The organism is Polyangium fumosum (assembly GCF_005144585.1).
In the GTDB taxonomy this organism is placed as follows: domain Bacteria; phylum Myxococcota_A; class Polyangia; order Polyangiales; family Polyangiaceae; genus Polyangium; species Polyangium fumosum.
Genome location: NZ_SSMQ01000014.1, coordinates 79,984 through 98,527, shown reverse-complemented (window position 1 = coordinate 98,527; position 18,544 = coordinate 79,984). Strand labels below are relative to the sequence as shown.

The following is an 18,544-nucleotide window of genomic DNA, read 5'->3' as shown; positions in this document are numbered from 1 at the left end:
ACGTGCCGTGCTCCTTGCTCAGCCTGCGGTCTTCGGCGGCTCGATCGCTTGCGACGCCTTCGGCATCATACGGTGCACCGCCATCGCCGCGCCGAACCCGTTGCCGATGTTCACGACCGACACCCCCGACGCGCAGGACGTGAGCATCGCGAAGAGCGCCGTAAACCCCGAGAGCGCCGTCCCGTACCCCACCGCCGTCGGCACGGCGATCACCGGCGTCGCGACCATCCCGCCCACCACGCTCGGCAGCGCCCCTTCCATCCCGGCGCACACGATCGCCGCGGACGCGCGCCGCAGATCCTCCACGCGGTGCAAGAGCCGATGGATCCCCGCGACCCCGATATCGTAGATCCGCAGCGGCTCGAGCCCCAGCGCGGACAGGGTCTCCGCGGCCTCCTCGGCCACCTCGTTGTCGCTCGTCCCCGCCGTCACGACCGCCACCGGCGCGCACGGCCGCTTCGGCGGCGGCGCGAGCTCCACGCTCCCCGTCCGCGCGAGGGGCGCGTAGCGGAAGCTCGGCACCCGATGCCCCACGATCGCCGCCTTGTGCGCGTCGATCCGCGTCACGAGCACGTTCGTCCCGGCGCGCACCATTTCCTCGGCGATCCCCGCGATCTGCTCGCCGCTCTTCCCCTCGCCGAAGATCACCTCCGGCACCCCTTGCCGGAGCGCGCGATGATGATCGACCGTCGCGTAACCGAGGTCGCGAAAGGGCAGGCTCCCGAGCGCCTCGACGGCTTGCTCGACCGTCACGTCCCCACGCCGCACCCGATCGAGCAGCTCCTCCACGCGCCTCGGATCCATCTCGGGAGCCCTTAGCCCGGTGGAAGCCCGCGCGCAACGCACGGCCGATCCCGCCGCAACGCGCGCGCTCGACCTCGCCCGTTCCCCCTCACGCGCTGCGCGCGAGCGTGATCTCTACGCCGAGAAACTCCTGCCCGTCGGGCGTGATGTTGTACATGCGGATCGTGAGCTTCTCCGCCTGCGCGTCGTCGATGACGGTGCGCCATCCCCAGTGCGGGTGCCCTTCGGCTGCGAAATAACGACCCCGAACGTCGATGTCCGTCCCACGGCCCTCGGACACGAGGATCATCGTGCCCGTGTGGAAGCTGTCCACCCACGAGGTCCGCCAGAGCTTCTCGCCCGACTCGAAGGCGATCAGCATCTCCCCGACGATCGGCTTCCCCTCGACGCTCGATCGATACACGAACCGCACGAACCTTCCGCCCAGGATCCCCGCGATCCGCCCTTCCCAGGCCGCGTCGAGAGGCTCCGCGCCCGGCCCCATGATGGTCCGCGCCGTCCCCCGCCATTCGCCTGCGAGCCGCGCCAGGCGCTCGTGCTCGCTGTCGCGCTCGTAGGGTGATGTCGCCTCGGTCTCCAGGTTCAGGTTCTTGTTGTTCATGCTTCAAGCTCCACGTTTTTCTGCCTGGCCCAGCGACGGAGATGATACCGGACGACCTCGCACTGCGTGGGGCTCTGCACGCCCGGCTGGATGCCCGCCGCCTTGTACTCTGCGTTCAACGCCGCGGTCGTGAATTTACGCTTTTCGAGGCGCTCTCTGAGCACGTCCACGATCTCGCGTCGCGCGCGCTTCAGCCGCGTCGCGTTGAGGTTGAGGGCGTCGATGTCACCCTGCACCCTCGCAGACGACGTACCGCTCGACGGCAGGACCTCGCCTTCCGGCGTGTAGCGCAGATGCTCCCGAGGATCGGGACCTCTCCCGGCGACGGGGTGCAGGAACAGCTTCTTGTTGCCCCTCGCCGTATCGCAGTGCCGCTCGCCTGCCTTCGCGCCCGACTCCTGCGCTTCATCACCGAGGCAGACGCCCAGCATGTCGAGCCACCGCAGCGTGCCTTTCGCCTCTCCCTCGGCGGACTGCGGGTGCCAATGCTCGACCTTCATGCGCCCCTCTTTCGTGGCGATCCGGCGCTGGCAGTACGCACAGAGTTCCCCTTGATCGCGCAACAGCGCAGCCCGAACCTCGTCCTTGTCGGTTGCGGAGAGGCTCTCCCAGTCCGCTCCCGGCGTGGCTTGCCATCCGGTGAGCACCATCGGCGCGGCTCCTTTTGCGAACCGCAGCATCAGCCGACGCCGGGCTCCGGCGCCTCGCGCTCCAGGATCCACCGGGCGCGGATGACCGCGGGATCATCCGGACCGAGGCGCTGTTCGAGTCGCGCGAGCATGGCTCGCCCTTCTTCGTAGCGCTCCTCGTCGAGGACCCGCGAGAGCTCGTCGATCTCGCGCTGCTCCTTCTCCGGCCGCTCCGGCACGCCGAACACGTCTTCGAGCAGGCTGTTCGTGTCTCGCCCCTCCACGAAAGGCTGGATGGGAACGAGCTTGTTGTTGTCGAAGACCCGCACCTCGTCGCGGTGCGCACTCGCGATGACCTGGGGCGAGTGCGTCGTCACGACGAACTGGATGTTCGGAAACGTGCGCCGCAGATCGCCGAGCACGCGGCGCTGCCAGCGCGGATGCAGGTGCAGATCAACTTCGTCGATCAGGACGACGCCCTCGGATTTCTCGGCCGCCTCCTCGGCAAGATGCGGGTTCAAGACCGCAGCGCGCCACGCGACGTCGGCGACGAGGGCGACCATGTTGCGGTAGCCGTCGCTCAGGAACGAGAAGGGGAGCCTCTCGCCGCTCGCGCGTTCGAGCATGAGCTCGTGACTCTTGACGTCGAAGAAAAACCGCGTCGTCCCTTCGATGCACTGACGAACGGCACGCTCGATGGCGCGAAGTTGAAGGACGGGGCTGCCGCTTTGCAGCTCGATGAGTGTCTGCTGGTAGATCCATTCAGCAAGCAGACGATGGTTTGGCGTTGGATCGAGGGCATCCATGTAGCCATCGAAGCGCGAGCCGATGCCACGCTTCGGGTCGATCTTCTTGTAGCGCCAGACCCCCAGGCGCTCCGCGCCGTAGTAGCCCACGACAGGCAAATCACGAGGCTCGCCAGCCTTTACGGCCGCTGCGAGCCTTGCACTGATCGGTCGCAACGAGGACCGCGTTCTATAAAACTCCGGCGGAGAATCATCGACCCGCATGCTACGGACCCAGCGCACGGGCTGACCGTCGAGACGACCACGTGCTGCGACACGCACGGGCCCTTGCGGCTGTAGATCCAGCATCCCCGCGTGCTCGTAGATCCGATGCCGAGCATCCGTGAGTCGGAGCGAGCGGCCCGTCTCTCCGGGAATCGAGCGGAAGAGAGCTCCAAGCGCCACCGCCAGCGCCTCGAGCAGCGCCGTCTTCCCCGCCCCATTCTCCCCGATGAGCACGGTCATCGATGGGTGGAACGTGACGTCGAGCATCTCGAACCCGCGAAAATTCTCGATGTGCAGCGCATGGATCTTCATCGAGGCGACCGGCCCGCATCCTAGACGTTCGCCCCCGACTCCCTCAACGCTTGCTTCAACGCTTGCAACGCCGCCCCGAACGCCGAGCCGCCCGTCTCAACGCTTGAAGCGCCCGCCTCGCCCTCCGAGCCGCCCGTCTCAACGCTTGAAGCGCCCGCCCGGCCCCCGGCGCCCCACTTTACAACGCTTGCAACCCCCGCCTTGACCGCCGCGCCACCCCTTGCAACCGTTGCGGCGCCTTGCCCGCCCCCCTCGCCCCGCTCTTCGGCTTCACGCTCGGCGTCCTGCTCGCATGGCTCGCCCGCTTCGAGGACAGCCTCGACGAACGCCCCGTCGCCTCGTCCTGGGATCGCCCGACCCTCGCCGTCGCCCTCTACGCCCTGCTCGTCTACGCCCCGGTCTCGGCCTACTTCACCGTCTTCGCCGCCGACTGGTCGTTTGCTTACCTCCTCGATGGCCGCGCCCTCCCGTCGGCCTTGCAGCTCCTCCTTGTCCTCCTCGACGCCGCCGCTCCCGTCCTCGGCTTCCTCGCTGGCCGCCGCGCCCTCGCCCGCCGCTCCCTCGCCGCCCTCGCCTGGCTCGCTGCCCTCCCCCTCGCTGCCGCCACCGTCCCCCTCGTCGCGCTCCACGCGCGCTTCGGCATCGACGCCACCTACGACCAGGTCCAGAGCGACTTCGGCACCCGCCCGCTCCCGGGCAGCCCGCTCGGGTATGCCGTCCTCTGGATGGACGGGATCCTCGTCGCCGGGGCTGTCTTCACCGCGCGGACGTTGTCAACCATCGACGCCTCCGCCGCGCTCCCGGCGCGCCCCGGACGGCCTGCGCCGCCGGTTCTGCCCTCCGAGCCCCCCTCGGAGGAGCCGCCGCGCTTTCTCGGTCGACCCCGGAGGCCACGCTGATTGACGAGCGTCCGGTTGTCCACCACGCTCTGCCCCCACGATGACCGCGCCGAACCGGCTCGAGACCGAGATCGAAGAGTTGAAGAACCTCGCCGCGGACGTCGTCCGGCGCGCCCGTACGGGTGGCGCCGACGTCGCCGAGGCCATCGCGCGCTCCGGCTCCGAGCTCAGCACGAAGGTCCGCCTCGGCGAACCCGAGCTCGTCGAGGAGGCCTCGCACAAGAGCCTCGGCATGCGCGTCATCAAGCAGGGCCGCGTCGCCCTCACCTCGACCTCGGACCTCACCGCGCGGGGCATCGACCGGTTCGTCCGTGACGCCCTCGAGCTCGTCGACATCTCCCAGGAAGACCCGTTCGCCGGCCCGGCCGACCCCTCGCTCATCGCGACCGGCCCCTTCCCGGACCTCGAGCTCTACGACCCCAAGGGCGGCGACGTCACCGCGGCCGAGGCCATCGACATCGCGCGCCGCGGCGAGCAGGCGGCCCGGGACGCCGACCCTCGCATCACGAACAGCGACGGCGCCACCTTCAGCCGCACCGCCGGCATCTTCGCCCTCGTCCTCTCGGGCGGCTTCACGGGCGGGTATGCCGGCTCGTATGCCTCGCTCGTCGTCTCGCCCGTCGCCGACGACGAGGGTGGCAAGAAGCGCCGCGGCTTCCACTGGACGGCCAAGCGCCACCTCGACGCCCTCGACGCGCCCGAGGTGGTCGGCCGCGAGGCCACGCGCCGCACCCTCCGCAAGCTCGGCGCGCGCAAGGTCCCCACTTGCGAGGCGCCGGTCGTCTTCGACCCGGACGCGGCGCGCGCCATCTTGGGGTTGCTCGCCGGCGCCATCATGGGCAGCTCTGTCTGGCGCAAGTCGAGCTACCTCGTCGGCCGTGAGGGCACGCGGGTCGCGAGTGACCTCGTCACCATCGTCGACGACCCCTTGGTCCTCCGCGCCCCTGGCTCTCGACCCTTCGACGGCGAGGGCCTCGCGGCGCGCAAGAACCTCGTCGTCGAGCAGGGCATCCTGAAGACCTACCTCTGCGACAGCTATAGCGGCCGCAAGCTCGGCCGCCCGCCCACGGGCAGCGCGTCGCGCGGCGGCGGCGGCGGCGTCGGTCCTTCCACCTCGAACTTCATGCTCCTGCCCACGCAGACGAAGGCCGCGGACATCGTGAAGAGCACTCCGCGTGGCCTCTACGTCACGGAGATGATGGGCTTCGGCTACAACCCCGTCACGGGCGATTTTTCGCGCGGCGCGGCGGGATTCTGGATTGAAAACGGCGAGCTTACGTTCCCGGTCAGTGAAGTGACCATCTCGCTGAACCTCGATCAGCTTTGGCAACGCATCGACGCGGTCGGCGACGACCTCGATCTTCGCAGCTCCACGGCTTCGCCTACGCTGCGAATTTCCTCGATGACGATCGCCGGCTCGTCCTGAGCCGGTCGAAATCGCTACGCTACAAAGCACATTTGCGCGTCAAATTTGACGCGCACGGACACGCGATTTCTCCTATTCTCCGTCCTGGAGGTTGGAGAATCGAACGATGAGAACGCTTTCTCGAACTTTGGGTCTGGCCGCCCTTGCCGTGCTGGCCGGCACTGGCCTCGGGTGCGCTCCGTATGGCGCGCTCTGCGAGGATGAGATGATTTGCCGCGACGGCAACGACGCGGACGTCGATGCCTGCATCGTCGGTTACGAGACGCGGGAGGAAGTCGCCTCGATCTATGGCTGCGAAGATCGCTGGGACGACTACCTCCTGTGTATGGAGGAGGAGTTCCGCTGCGATGGCAATAGCTGGACGACGCGGGACGACTGCAACGACGAGCGAAACCGTTACAACGATTGCGTTGGCGATTAGGAGCGCGACGACGATGAAAACGCAATGGATCTTGCTTGCCGCCCTCGCGCTCACCCCGCTCGCCACTGGCTGTGGCAGCGTCGTCACCGACGCGTGCGACAAAATCTGCGATTGCCAGGATTGCACCGAGCGCGAGTATGACGAATGCCTCGTCGAGGGCGACGCCGCCCAGGAGACGGCGTCCATTTATGGCTGCGACGCCGAATACGAGGAGCTGACGATCTGCGTCATCGAGGAGTACCGGTGCACGGCGGGCGTGTGGGCCCCCGACCCGACCGACCTCCTCGCCTGCGTGAGCGACGCGAACGACCTCGGCCAATGCCGCGATCGCGGCTCCCGCCTGTAGCGCTCGCTTCCCGACGAGGCTTCGGGGCCATGCTCGGCTCGCCCGAGCGTGGCCCCGCCCCTGCAATCCGCTCCGTCGGACAGCCGAGCGGAGCGCGCATCGTTTTACTGCGACGAACTTACCGCGACGAACTCACCGCGACGAACCGCCTGCCGCGCGCGGCGGCAGCTCTTCCACGGCCTGCACGGCTCCGGCCGGCTCGTTTGCATTCGCGGCCGCGGCTGCGGCTCCGGGCGGAGCCGCCACGGGCGCCACCGGCTCGGGTACGAGCAGGGTCCGAAGGCCCTGCGCGTCCGTCCGGCCCACGCGCGTCACGAAGGCGGGCAGCCCTGCCGCCTCGTCGCTCAGCACGACGAAGCGTGCATCTCGACACGCCCGCTCGAGCGCTTCCATCCAGCGCGCCACGTCCACGTCCACCGCGACCGCTTTCGCGTCCACGATGAACACGTCCGGAGGGTCCGATCCCGCGAGGACGAGGGCATCGTAGGGATGCTTCACGTCCCGGAGCGGCATCATGTCCCCGAGCGCGCGGGTGACATGGGCGAGCGTGTCCTTCGAGCCCACCACGAGCCCGCTCTTCGCGCTCGCCCGCGCGAGCTCCCGGGGCACGCTGTAACCCCAAGCTCGCAGGAAATCCGCCACGTCGGCTGCGCGGAAGCGCAAGTGCCGCCCTGGCGTGCGAAAATGTGCGATCCGGCCACGATCCACCCAGTTATGGATGGTCTTCAGATCGACCTCGCACAGCGCTGCGAGGTCGGACGCGGTCAGCAGTTTCTCTCCACGTACTCCGGCCATCGTCCGAACTCCACGCGAAAGGTGTGCCAACCCGTCCAGCCCTCCGGACCAGCAGACCACACCAGCGGGTGGCCCCCCACCCTGTTGCTCTTTGTATCCAAACCTAGCACTTTTTTGCGAAGGTGCGGGCTTTGTTAACTAGCCCACCCGAGGCCCTGACTCCAGTCCACTTCGCTCGGGCCTCCTGACTCGCTGGTTCAGCAAGGTTGAGGCCGCTGGCTCCGATGTAGGAACGACACCGCTTGCTCGCTCCCTCGGACGTCCCCGCCCGTCTGTACAGGCAAGGAACGTTCGCTCTCGTAGGCAAGTAAGACGCCTTCTCCATCACGGCCACCTCCGAGCACGGTTTTTCCGTAGTCAAGGGAATGACGCTGTGTTCGCGGCCCCCGGCGTCGGAGGGGCCAGCAGGAAAGAATCGCTCACTCCATCCGGTGCGTCGGGTGACCGCCGTGCCACGCTTTGACCAGCCTTTGGTTTTGGAATGGCGGGAAACCTGGAAAGAATGCGTCCACGCATATCGAGCAGCCGCACGATCTCGCCCCCATTGCCAAGCCCGCTTTTCCCGAGCGCGGGGACGCGCACAACGATTGCATCCTCGGCCGGCGGCACGTCGATCTCGTCGTCTGGGACGAACGTCTCGTTCACGATCACAGCAAAGCGCCCAGGCGGCAGCATGATTCCCGGCAGCACGGTTTCGCCCCCGATATCGCTGATCACGAGCTCGCCGAGCGCCGCCTCCACGGCCCCGTCATTGTAGAGCTCGACCCACTCCTGATCCGGCTCCGGCCCGAGCGGATTCGCCATCACCTCGTTCAGCACGACGTGTGGCATCGGCGTCAGGGTGGTCGCGGAAAACTTCCGACGTTGCTCCCGTCCGCGCACGTCGATCGTCGTGACGTCCAGCGTGATGTCTTTGCCCGCGGGCAATCCCTTGAGGACGAACCGCTCGTTTTTCCCGGTCGTCATCACCACGTCGAGCCCTTCGCCGGCGATCCCCCATAGCAGGGCCGCCTCGGGCGCGCGCCCGAGCAGCCGGTCGTCCTCGACCTCCACACAACCCGGCCCGAACGGAACCTCGAACGCCGTGCATTCGAGCGCCCCCGGGTCGAGCGGCCCCTCGATCGCCTCGCCCACGTCCTCGTTCACGCCCCCAAAGGGCCGTGGATCGAGCCGCAGCGGCCACGGCAGGCCGGGCAGCCACACGACGGGTGGTGGCACCCAGGGCCCCCCGTCCGGCGGCGCGAGCCCTCGACCCACGAAGCGCAGGCAAGCGCCCCCCGCGCCCGCCGGCGCAATGCCCCGACCAAACGCGCCGAGCGGCCCGTCTGGCGCCAGCGTGGCCTCGAACGTCACCTCGGGCAGCGTCATCTCCCCGCAATAAAGCCCGAACAAGCCCGCGCCCGTCGCCTCGACCGGCGGCCACACGCGGACGAGCAGCGGCGCCGCCTCGGCCGGCTCCACCACGAAGGGAAGGCTCGCCTTCGGCTCCCCACTCGCCACGGCGTACGTCTCGCCCGGATCGAGCGGCGCCGTCGGCGCGAGCACCACCGACCCATCGTCTTCCCGCCAGGTTCGACTCGGCACGAACCGCGCGGCGAGCGCCTTCGAGACGTCGTCCTGCTCGATCTGCCGGAGGTGGCTGTCACGCACCTCGCCGCGCACGAGGAAGAGCCGCGCCTCGTCGAGCGCCGGCTCCGCGGCGACGTGCAGCCGGAGCACACGCGGCGCCGCCGTGACGGGCGCCTCCGGCTCGAAGGCGACCGTGATCCCGGCCGGCGGCGTCATGAAGGCGGGACGGGCTTCGGGGATCGGGAGATCGGGCCGACAAGCGACGAGGGCGAGGGCGAGGAGCGTGGGGGTGAGCCGGGAGGCCTTCGGGCATGTGAGGGTTTGCATGCCGGTACATCGACCGGGGCCCCCGCCGGTTGCGTGAAATTGATAGGTTTACGCGCCCATGACGCCCGATGACCTCAAGGCGCTCCGCAAGGAGCTCGATTGCACGGCGAAGGAGCTCGCGGCGGCGCTCGGGCTCGAACAGGAGACGGTGCTCGCGTGGGAGCGAGGCGACCTGTTCCCGACGAAGCGCTTCGTCACGAAGATGGAAGAACTCCGGAGCAAGGGGAAAGGGGCGATCGTGCGCAAGCCGCGGCGCGGAGCCGTGGCGGCGTCGCCGATGGCCGTGCTCGCGGATCCAGAGACGTGGAAGCTCGTGCGGAAGCTCGTGGCGCACGCCGAGCTGCGCCGTGAAGTCGGCAAGCTCGCGGAGGCCTACCCGGACCCCGCCGAGGAGTCCGGCTCGACGTGACCTGACCCGGCCGAGGGTTATTCGTCCTCGTCCTCGTCCTCGTCGTCCTCGTCGTCTTCGTCCTCGTCTTCGTCCTCGTCCTCGTCCTCGTCCTCGTCCTCGTCCTCGTCGTCTTCGTCTTCGTCCTCGTCCTCGTCGTCTTCGTCTTCGTCCTCGTCCTCGTCCTCGTCTTCGTCCTCGTCCTCGTCCTCGTCTTCGTCCTCGTCCTCGTCCTCGTCCTCGTCCTCCTCGTCGTCCTCGTCCTCGTCCTCGTCCTCGTCCTCGTCCTCAGCGGCCAACCGCTCCTCGGCCTCTTCCTTCTCGGACCACTCGTCGCTCGCTGCTTGCACGTCGTTCATCGCTTCCTCCCCGCCGCTCTCCATCTGCGTCCGATCCTCGTCCGTGAATGCAAACTCGTCACGCGTTGCGCTCTCCGTATCGCCGGCGGCCGCTCCCTCCGGCGGCACGACGTGCCGCTGGAAGCTGCCCTCGCCTCCCATGAGACCACCGTCCGCCGCGGGTGAGCTCGTGTCCGTGAAGGCGACCGCTGCCTCCGGCGGCTCCTCGCCCATCTCGCGCTCGTAGGCGCGCCGCGACTCGTCCGACAGCTCGGTGAACTCGCGGAGCGTCGGCAGATCCGAGAGCGTGCGCAGGCCGAAGAACTCGAGGAACTGCGCCGTCGTCCCGTAGAGCATCGGCCGCCCCGGCTCTTCCTTCTTGCCGAGGATGCGCACGAGGTCGCGTTCGAGCAGCGACTTGAGCACCGCGCCCGAGTCCACGCCGCGCACCTCGTCGATCTCCGGCCGCGTGATCGGCTGTCGGTACGCGACGATCGCCAGCGTCTCGACCTGCGCGCGTGTCATCTTCACCGGCTTCTTCGCGACCTGCTCGCGCACGAACGGCGCGAACGCCGGGCTCGTCCGGAACACGTACCCGCCCGCGACCTCGTCGAGCCGGATCCCGCGGTTGCGGTACTCGGCCCCCAGCTCGCCGAGCAGCGACACGACGAGGCGGTGCTCCGCCTTCGCCACGCGCGCGAGGTCGCGTGACGTCATCGGGTGCTCGGACGCGAAGATCAGGGCTTCCAGCACACCCTTCAGATGCGCGCGGGCAACCGCGCCGCTCGCCTGTCCGGCGTTCTCTTCCTGCGCCGCCGCAGCGCCGTCCGGGGCGCCGTTCGTCGCGGCCGCGGGCGTCTTGCCGACGTTGCTGACGAGGCGCTGCGCCCGAAAAAACGCGGCCGCGAGCGAACGAAACCGCTCGACCGGCGAGAGCGGCGCGGGCTTCGGCTTGCGGGGCGCGCGCTTGCGCTTGGGCTCGGCCGTCTCGGTCGATGGCTCCGCTTCCGGCGCCGCGACCGCTTCCGCTTCCGGCGCCGCGACCGCTTCCGCTTCCGGCGCCGCGACCGCTTCCGCCTCCGCCTCCGGCGCCGCGACCGCTTCCGCTTCCGGCGCCGCGACCGCTTCCGCCTCCGGCGCCGCGACCGCTTCCGCTTCCGGCGCCGCGACCGGCGCAGCTTTCGCCTTCGCCTTCGCCTTCGACGGCTTGGCGGGCGCCGCCTCCGCCTGCGGGACCGGCGCGGTCTCCGCCTCCGGCTCCGGGACCGGCGGCGCTTCCGCCTCCGCGACCGCTTCCGCTTCCGTGACCGGCGTGGTCTCCGCCGTCTTCGGATGGAACCATGCCCATGCCGCGCGGCGGAGCCGCTCGGGCGAGTCGCTGTCCGGCGGGGCCTCCTCTTGCGGCTGCGGCACGAGCCGCAACTTCCCGCGCCGCTTCGAGCCGCCCTCAGTCGCCATCGTTCACCTTCGGCTCGATCGGCTCCTGCTCGACCTCTCTGTCGTCGTCAGGCGCCTCGGTCGGCTCCTCCTCGGCCTCTCTTACCGCGACAGGCGCCTCGGTCGCCTCCGGATCGACGCCCCTGTCGTCACTTGGCGCCTCGGTCGGCTCCCGCTCGACGCCCCTGTCGTCGCTTGGCGCCTCCGTCGGCTCCCGCTCGGCGTCTCTATCGTTGCTTGGCGCCTCGGTCGGCTCCCGCTCGACGCCCCTGTCGTCGCTTGGCGCCTCGGTCGACGCGTCTTCGTCGTCTTCGCTCGTCCCCTCCCGTATCGACAGCTCCAGGTGGATCGTCGCGAGCGGATCCGACTGGTAGATCCGGAGCAGCTTCATCCTCGCCATCTCCAGGATCGCGAGGAACGTGATCACGATGTCGAAGCGCGTCAGCGGCGCGCCTTTCCGCGCCGGATCGTCGAGCACGAGCTCCTCGAACGTCGCGCGCCGCCGGCCCGTGAGCCGCTCCGTGAGCTGCACGATCCGGTCCGTGATCGTGATCCGATCGAAGTTGACCTGGTGCTCGATCTTCACGTTCGTGCGCTTGAGCAGCTTCTCCAGCGCGTCGAAGAGCGAGAACACCCCCGGCGGCGCGAACGGCGCCGGCCCCTCCGGCACGGGCTCCGGGATCCCGCGCGAAAAGATGTCCTTCCCGAGCGTCCCGCGCTCCGCGAGGTCCGCCCCCGCCGCCTTGTACTTCTGGTACTCGAGCAGCCGCCGGACGAGCTCCTCCCGTGGATCGACCTCCTCCTCCGGCAGCCCATCCCCGTCCTGATCCTTGGGCACCACCGGCAGCAACATCTTCGACTTGATGTGCGTCAGCGTCGCCGCCATCACGAGGTACTCGCTCGCGAGATCAATCGACAAAGCCCGCATCATCGACAGGTACGCGAGGTACTTCTGCGTGATGAAGCTCACGGGGATGTCGAGGATATCGAGCTCGTGCTGCTGGATCAGGTGCAGCAGCAGATCGAGCGGCCCCTCGAACTGCGGCAGCGCGATGCGGTAGGCGTTGTCGTTGTCGAGCGCCTCGGCCGCCGCGGGCATCACCTCGCGGATCGGCGTCGGGGCCTCGGACGCCTTGCCGCGTGGCTCGCGGGCGCGCGCGGACGAGGACGAAGGGGAAGGGGCCGCCTTCGCCTTCTCCTGGGTCTTGCCCGCCGCGTTCGCCCTCGCCTTGCTCACCTGGGCCCGGACGGTAATCCGGAGGCCGCGTGGGATCCACGCGTTCCTGCTACACTCGTCCCGCCGATGACCCCGTCCCCTACGAAGAGTTGCCCGTCGTGCGGCGAGCGCTACGACGCGGATGTCCTCTTCTGCCCACAGGACGGCACGCCCCTCGTGAACGTGAAGGGGCCCTCGCTCTCGAGCCCCGAGGTCGACCCGTACGCGGGCCTCGAGCTCAGCGGGCAAATCCGCATCAAGCACCTGATCGGCATCGGCTCGATGGGCCGCGTCTACCGCGCCTTCCAGGCCGGCATCGATCGCGACGTCGCCGTGAAGATCCTCCACCGCGAGCTCAGCGGCAACGCCGAGCTCGTCGGACGTTTCCACCGCGAGGCCAAGATCGCGAGCCGCCTCGCGCACCCCGGCGTGGTCTCGGTCCTCATGACCGGCACGATCCCGCAACGCGGCGATCCCCGCACGGGCGGCGAGATGTACCTCGTGATGGAGTACCTCGACGGCATGTCGTTGCTCTCCGCGCTCGCCGCGGCGGGCACCGGCGGCGAGCCCTCGGCGTTGCCATTGCCGCGCGCGATGCACATCGCGCTCCAGATCTGCGACGCCGTCGGCGAGGCCCACGCGCAGGGCATCGTGCACCGGGATCTCAAGCCCGAGAACGTGATGCTCGTGCGCCGCGGCGACGACCCGGACTTCGTCAAAGTCCTCGACTTCGGCATCGCGCGCCTCGACTGGGCCGATCGTGGGGGATCGATGGCCACGCAGGCGGGCCTGATCTTCGGCACGGCGAAGTACATCTCGCCCGAGGGCGCCGAGGGCAAACCCGTGAGCCCCGCGGCCGACGTCTACTCGATCGCGACGATCCTCTACCAGTGTCTCGCCGGCCGAACGCCCTTCGAAGGCGAGTCGCCGGTGCAGCTCCTGATCCAGCATACGCACGATCCTCCGCCCGACCTGCTGCGCATCCCGCGCGCGAGTTACGTGCCCGCGCCGCTCGCCGCGGTGATCATGCAGAACCTCGCGAAGAAGCCGGAGGCGCGCGCCGCCGACGCGCGCGCGCTCGGCAAGGATCTCTACGCAGCCGCGCGCCAGAGCGGCCTCGATCCGGACGAGCTCGCCCGATCGAACTTGCTCTTCGCGCGGCAAGGCGCGGTGAAGCTCCCCTCGAAGGAGCGCACGAAGTCCCTGGAGCTCTCCACGGATCTCGCCGCGAAGATCGGCGGCGTCGCCGCGCACCCCGAAGCGACCCCGCTGCCGATCTCCTCGCGGATCGTCGACGATCCCGACAGCTCCCCCGCGCCGTTCGTGCCGCCGGCGCCCACGTCCTCCGCGGGCCGCGCCGTGTCGTCCCCTGCGATCGAGGACGACGACGAGACGACCGCCGCGCCGCCTTCGATCCGAAGCGAACCCCGCGTCGCCGACGACGACGCGGGGGATCTCGACGACCCCGACGATCACGCCTCGCCCGCGGCCCCGTTCGCGCGCGAGTCGACGATGCAAGGCACGGAGACGCCGCTCTCCTTGCCTCCGCCGGCCGACACGAAGCGACGCGCGCGCCTCACGCGCATCGTCACGATCGTCCTCTGCCTCGCCGCGGCGCCGCTCGTGATCGTCCTCGGGGGCAAGCGCCTCGGCCTCGTCGGCGCGACCTCGGCCGACTCGCTCGACGGCCGCCTCGAAGCCGCGCGTGACGCCATGAAACGCCAGGCCTGGGACGCGCCGCCCGGCGACAACGTCAAAGAGATCCTCGACGCCGTGAACGCGCGCTGGCCTGGCGACGCGCGCGTGAAGGAGCTACGCCGCGAGGCCGCCGAGCGCCTCGTCACGAGCGCGCTCGGGCGCAAGTACGCCGGGGATCCCGCGGAGGCCCTGCACCTCGCTCGGATCGCGGTCGCGCTGAACCCCTCGCTCACGACGGCGCAACACCTCGTCGCCGAACTCGAATCCAAGGCGCCCGTGGAGCTCGCGCCCGCGACGAGCAACGCCCCTCGCGCCGTCCCCACGGATCCACGCCCGAACGGCCGCTTCCCTGCGCCGCGCCCCACGGGCAAGGACGGAAAACCGCTCCCGAGCGCTTCGGCGACGACCACGCCCGGCCCCACGGCAACCCCCACGCCGACGTCCACGACGAAGGAGCCCGCGGGCAAACCGACGGGCCCGGACGGCCCCGTGCTTCCGCCCACGCCGCCGCCCTTGCCAACGAACGATCCGCCGCCCACACCCACCGGTGGGCCATGGCTCTGACGCGCGCGACTCGCCCCCTGCTCGTCGCCCTCGCGACCACGTCCGCCGCGCTCGCCGCGCTCGTCACGTGCCCCTCCCGCGCCCACGCGCAGAGCCAGGAGTCGGCCGCCGCGCGCCGCGCCTCCGCGGCCCTGGAGCAGGACTACACGCACACGCTGGTCTCGGTGAACGCGGGCCTGCTCAGCTTGCCCGCGGCGAACGTCTGTCCGCGCTCGCGCACGAGCTGCGAGAAGGGCGAGACGAGCTTCTCGCTCGGCGTCTACAACCAGTACCGCATCGGCCGCTTCGGCCTCGGCGCGAGCATCTCCTGGGCGCAATCGCTCCTCAGCGGCACGGCGCCGGGCGCCGCCGAGCTCGATCGCGAGCACGACCGCAGCTACTTCCTCGTCGAGGGGCAGCTCCGTTACTACGGCATCCAGAGCGACAAGTGGGTGTGGTGGGGCGGCGTGACGCTCGGCGCGGTGATCATCCGCGACGCCTGGACCGTGGTCACGGATCGTGAGCCCGCGGCGGACACGGCCTTCGTCGGCCCACGCGCCGCGACGCTCTCGACCGAGGGCCTCGCGCCGGGCCTGGCGATCGGCGGCGAGTGGACGGTGGCCCCGAACTGGTCGCTCGGCACGACGCTGCGCTACGCGAGCTGGTTCCTCCCGACCGAGCCGGTGCAGGCGCCCACGGGCGACAGCGCGTCGCTCTCGGGCCGCGTCGACATGCTGGAGTTCGGCTTGCTCGTGGCCTACCGCCTCGCGCTCTAAACAGGGAATTGACGCGTCCGCGCGAGATCGGTACGTGTCCCCGTCTCGATCCTTACGGAAGGCGCAATGGCCCTCGATCTCTCGAGTCTAGGCTTCACCACGGAGCCGTGCTCGTTCCCCTACGACTGGAAGACGCTCGCGCTCTACGCGCTGGGCATCGGCGCGAAGCGCGACGAGCTCGCCTACCTCTACGAGGGCACCGAAGGCGGGATCCGCGTGGTCCCGACCTTCGCCGTGATCCCCGCGACGGAGCCCGTGTTCAAGTCGCTCGCGCGCACGGGCGGCAACTTCGCCATGGTCGTCCACGGCGGCCAGAAGATCCGCGCCCTCGCGCCGATCCCGCCGTCCGGCACGCTCCTCACGACCGCCACGATCCGCGGCATCTACGACATGAAGAAGCTCGCCCAGGTCGTCATCGACACGACGACCACACTCGAGAGCGGCGAGCGCGTCTACGAGACCACGTGGTCGATCCTCTACCGCGGCGAAGGCGGCTTCAGCGGCCCGCGCCCGCCTTCGGATCCGGACGAACCTTCGCTCCCGAAGGATCGCGAGCCGACGTTCATCCACGAGGAGACCACGTCCCCGGAGCAAGCCCTGCTCTACCGCCTCTGCGGTGATTTCAACCCGCTGCACGCCGACCCGGCGTTCGCCGCGTCCGTCGGCTTCCCGCAGGGCCCCATCCTCCATGGGCTCGCGACGTACGGGTTCGCGGCGCGCGCGGTCGTGAAGGGCCTCCTCGGGGGAGATGCTTCGCGCTTGCGGGTTTTGTCCGCGCAGTTCCGCAAGCCGGTCTGGCCTGGGGACACCATCGTCACGCAGGGATTCTTGCTCGAAGGTGGAAAGGTGGCGCTCCAGGCGAGCGTGAAGGGACGACCGGAGGCGGTGCTCACGGGCGGATACGCGGAGATCGCCTGACGAGCCGCCGAGGCGCATGCTAACTCGACCGGACCGACAGCAGGTCAAAGCCGCCCGCGCGGCATGAACGGTGGGGCAAAGCCCTCTCTCGAAGAAGTCATCATGAGCAAAGAGACCAAGACGCAGCGCAAGGCCGAAGAGGATCCCGAGCTCGACAAGAAGCGGGCGGAGGACGAAGAAGAAGACGAGGACGAAGCGGAAGAGGGCGCGGAAGGCGAGTCCGAAGAGGAAGAAGAAGACGAGGACGACGAAGAAGACGAGGACGAAGAGGACGACGAAGAAGACGAGGACGAAGCGGAAGACGAGCACGCGAAGCACCAGGGCCAAGACGCCGCCGCGCACGGCGACGACGAGGACCCCTACTGGTGGACGCCGCACGTCGTCCTGGCCGTGCTCGTGCTGATCGGCATCCTCGGCTTCTTCGGCATGTTCAACAAGCCGCTCGGCTTCCTCGCCGCGAAGCCCCAGGGCGGCGCCGCGCACACCGAGACGGCCTCGACGCAGCCTGCCACCCAGGCGACGCCCGCGACGCCGCCTCGCCCCACGGCCCCCGCGCAGCAGCAGCCGCCGCGCGAGATGTTCGGCGCGAAGCACTTCCTCGTGATGTACAAGGGCAGCATGCGCGCGCCCGCGAACATCACGCGCACGAAGGAAGAGGCGAAGGCGCGCGCCGAGGAAGGCCTGAAGAAGGTCAAGGACGGCGGGAAGTTCGAGACGATCGTCGGGGAGTACAGCGACGAGCCGAACGCCGGCGCCCGCGGCGGCGACCTCGGCCTCTTCCCGAAGGGCGCGATGGTCGGTCCCTTCCAGGAGGCGGTCGAGAAGCTGAAGGTCAACGAGGTCAGCGGCCTCGTCGAGACGCCCTTCGGCTACCACGTCATTTTGAGGACGAAGTAACTCGCGACGGACAGCCCCTCTCCCCTGCCCCTCTCCCGAAGGAGAGGGGTCGGGGGGCGCGGCTCACTTCTTCGCGATCACGTCCTTCAGCCGCTTCGTCTTCTCGTCCTTGCCGAGCGAGATCTTCCCGACCTCGTCGGCCGTCATCCCGCTCCGCAGCACGCGCACCTCGTCGCCGATCCCCACGAGCCGGCTGCCCGTGCGCGCCACGATCCACTCGACCGCGGGCGCCTCGCCTTCCTTGCTCATGAAGCGCACGGCGCCGTCGCCGATCCCCTTCTCTTTTTGCGCCCCGGGCCCCTTGCCGAGCGTCGCGAGCACGTCCTTCGCCTGCTCTTCGTCCACGCGCACCAGGACGGCGAACCGATACCGTTTGTCCCCGTCCTTGTAGTAGCCGAACGCGCCGCCGCCCGTGCTCGGGATCCCCAGCAGATCCTTCGTCACCACACGCACGCCGAGCGGCAGCCGGTTCGCCTCCGGCAGCGCCGCCGCGGCCGGCGGGAGCGCCGTCTCGCCGGGCAGCTTCGCCCCGATCTCCTTCACGAGCGGCGCGAGCAGTTTGTCCCCGAGCGCCTTGATGGCGGGCTCCGCCGCGGCCTCGTCGTTGTACGTGATCTCCGCGAGGTGCGCGCCGCGCCAGAGGTACGCCGTCCCGAGGCCGAGCGCCGCGGCGCCCCCGCCCTCGATGGCCCGCGGCGTGTCCTCGCCCGCGGGATCGCCGTCGCCGACGACGCGCTTCGTGAACATCGCGTACGCGCCCTCGGTCGTGCCGAACTTGGAAAGGTGCACGTCGATGGTCGCCGCGCTGCCGCTGCCGTCGACGTAACGCAGCTCGACGACGCGGCGAACGCCGAAGCCTTTGTAGATCTCGCACTCGCCGTCGAACATGTCGCAGATCTGATCGAGCGGGAGGCTCGCGCCCTCGCCGTACGTCTTGTCGCCGCCGTTCGGGTCGAGGCAAAAACCGCCCGTGGTGCGCGGGAAAAACGCCGCCGACTGCGCGTCGGACAGGGTCCCGCCGCCGCCCGCGCAGGCCGCAGGTTTTGCCGCGGGTGGCGGCGGAGGCGCCGCGCCACGAGGCTCCTCGTTCTTGCAAGCGCTGACGAGGGCGAGGGCGAGGAGGGAACCGAATGCCGCGTGCCGTTGCATCATGGTCGACCGCACATGCAACGATCAGAAGACCGGTGCAAGGGC

The 18,544-nt window shown here is 69.5% G+C and carries 18 protein-coding genes; 9 read left to right on the top strand and 9 right to left on the bottom strand.

The genetic code is table 11. From position 1 onward, the window contains the following. Nucleotides 1-18: 18 nt before the first annotated feature. The 4 genes from larB to E8A74_RS15795 form a co-directional block, all read right to left on the bottom strand. A complete protein-coding gene (larB, locus tag E8A74_RS15810) occupies nt 19-804 on the bottom strand; it encodes a nickel pincer cofactor biosynthesis protein LarB (protein WP_136929842.1) in 786 nt (261 codons plus the stop codon). 88 nt (nt 805-892) lie between these two features. Next, nucleotides 893-1,405, bottom strand: a complete 513-nt coding sequence (locus E8A74_RS15805; RefSeq protein ID WP_136929841.1) for a DUF1579 family protein — start codon at nt 1,403-1,405, stop codon at nt 893-895. Further along, nucleotides 1,402-2,055 (bottom strand): retron system putative HNH endonuclease, encoded by a 654-nt coding sequence (locus tag E8A74_RS15800; protein ID WP_170229156.1) that lies wholly within the window; start codon nt 2,053-2,055, stop codon nt 1,402-1,404. Before E8A74_RS15800 ends, E8A74_RS15805 begins: the two co-directional genes overlap by 4 nt. Before the next feature lie 29 nt (nt 2,056-2,084). Then, a complete protein-coding gene (locus tag E8A74_RS15795; RefSeq protein ID WP_136929839.1) occupies nt 2,085-3,356 on the bottom strand; it encodes an AAA family ATPase in 1,272 nt (423 codons plus the stop codon). Nucleotides 3,357-3,595: 239 nt separating this feature from the next. Between E8A74_RS15795 and E8A74_RS15790 the strand changes: the two genes are divergently transcribed. The 4 genes from E8A74_RS15790 to E8A74_RS15775 all read left to right on the top strand — a co-directional run bounded on the left by E8A74_RS15790 (nt 3,596) and on the right by E8A74_RS15775 (nt 6,448). Next, nucleotides 3,596-4,255: a hypothetical protein gene (locus E8A74_RS15790; RefSeq protein WP_136929838.1), complete on the top strand. Its 660-nt coding sequence runs from the start codon at nt 3,596-3,598 to the stop codon at nt 4,253-4,255. 40 nt (nt 4,256-4,295) lie between these two features. After that, entirely contained in the window at nt 4,296-5,681 is a 1,386-nt protein-coding gene (locus E8A74_RS15785) for a TldD/PmbA family protein (protein WP_136929837.1), read from the top strand. Between the two features lie 106 nt (nt 5,682-5,787). Beyond that, nucleotides 5,788-6,102, top strand: a complete 315-nt coding sequence (locus E8A74_RS15780) for a hypothetical protein (RefSeq protein WP_136929836.1) — start codon at nt 5,788-5,790, stop codon at nt 6,100-6,102. 13 nt (nt 6,103-6,115) lie between these two features. After that, nucleotides 6,116-6,448: a hypothetical protein gene (locus E8A74_RS15775; RefSeq protein ID WP_136929835.1), complete on the top strand. Its 333-nt coding sequence runs from the start codon at nt 6,116-6,118 to the stop codon at nt 6,446-6,448. 132 nt (nt 6,449-6,580) lie between these two features. On the opposite strand, the gene E8A74_RS15770 is transcribed toward E8A74_RS15775, so the two are convergent. Next, a complete protein-coding gene (locus E8A74_RS15770) occupies nt 6,581-7,243 on the bottom strand; it encodes a helix-turn-helix domain-containing protein (RefSeq protein ID WP_136929834.1) in 663 nt (220 codons plus the stop codon). A 357-nt stretch (nt 7,244-7,600) separates the two neighbouring features. Further along, nucleotides 7,601-9,139, bottom strand: coding sequence for a lamin tail domain-containing protein (locus tag E8A74_RS15765; protein WP_136929833.1), 1,539 nt, complete (start codon nt 9,137-9,139; stop codon nt 7,601-7,603). 58 nt (nt 9,140-9,197) lie between these two features. Here E8A74_RS15765 and E8A74_RS15760 point away from each other — a divergent pair, with 58 nt between their 5' ends. Beyond that, a complete protein-coding gene (locus tag E8A74_RS15760; protein WP_136929832.1) occupies nt 9,198-9,548 on the top strand; it encodes a helix-turn-helix domain-containing protein in 351 nt (116 codons plus the stop codon). A 17-nt stretch (nt 9,549-9,565) separates the two neighbouring features. Here E8A74_RS15760 and scpB read toward each other — a convergent pair whose 3' ends face one another. Continuing rightward, complete coding sequence (gene scpB / locus E8A74_RS15755; protein WP_136929831.1) at nt 9,566-11,323, bottom strand: SMC-Scp complex subunit ScpB; 1,758 nt, start codon at nt 11,321-11,323, stop codon at nt 9,566-9,568. Next, the gene (locus E8A74_RS15750; protein ID WP_136929830.1) at nt 11,313-12,539 is read right to left on the bottom strand and encodes a segregation and condensation protein A; all 1,227 of its coding nucleotides are present in this window, start codon (nt 12,537-12,539) and stop codon (nt 11,313-11,315) included. The genes scpB and E8A74_RS15750 overlap by 11 nt, the downstream gene beginning before the upstream one ends. Nucleotides 12,540-12,605: 66 nt before the next feature. On the opposite strand from E8A74_RS15750, the gene E8A74_RS15745 reads away from it, so the two are divergent. The 4 genes from E8A74_RS15745 (at nt 12,606) to E8A74_RS15730 (ending at nt 17,350) form a co-directional block, all read left to right on the top strand. Beyond that, nucleotides 12,606-14,780 (top strand): serine/threonine-protein kinase, encoded by a 2,175-nt coding sequence (locus tag E8A74_RS15745; protein WP_136929829.1) that lies wholly within the window; start codon nt 12,606-12,608, stop codon nt 14,778-14,780. Then, the gene (locus E8A74_RS15740; protein ID WP_136929828.1) at nt 14,771-15,535 is read left to right on the top strand and encodes a hypothetical protein; all 765 of its coding nucleotides are present in this window, start codon (nt 14,771-14,773) and stop codon (nt 15,533-15,535) included. The genes E8A74_RS15745 and E8A74_RS15740 overlap by 10 nt, the downstream gene beginning before the upstream one ends. Nucleotides 15,536-15,601: 66 nt before the next feature. Then, nucleotides 15,602-16,453, top strand: coding sequence for a MaoC/PaaZ C-terminal domain-containing protein (locus E8A74_RS15735; protein ID WP_136929827.1), 852 nt, complete (start codon nt 15,602-15,604; stop codon nt 16,451-16,453). A 102-nt stretch (nt 16,454-16,555) separates the two neighbouring features. Continuing rightward, nucleotides 16,556-17,350 carry a peptidylprolyl isomerase gene (locus E8A74_RS15730; protein WP_136929826.1) on the top strand — a complete coding sequence of 265 codons (795 nt, stop codon included), beginning with the start codon at nt 16,556-16,558 and terminating at the stop codon, nt 17,348-17,350. A 63-nt stretch (nt 17,351-17,413) separates the two neighbouring features. Here E8A74_RS15730 and E8A74_RS15725 read toward each other — a convergent pair whose 3' ends face one another. Beyond that, the gene (locus E8A74_RS15725) at nt 17,414-18,502 is read right to left on the bottom strand and encodes a DUF6599 family protein (protein WP_211365368.1); all 1,089 of its coding nucleotides are present in this window, start codon (nt 18,500-18,502) and stop codon (nt 17,414-17,416) included. Nucleotides 18,503-18,544: the final 42 nt, after the last annotated feature.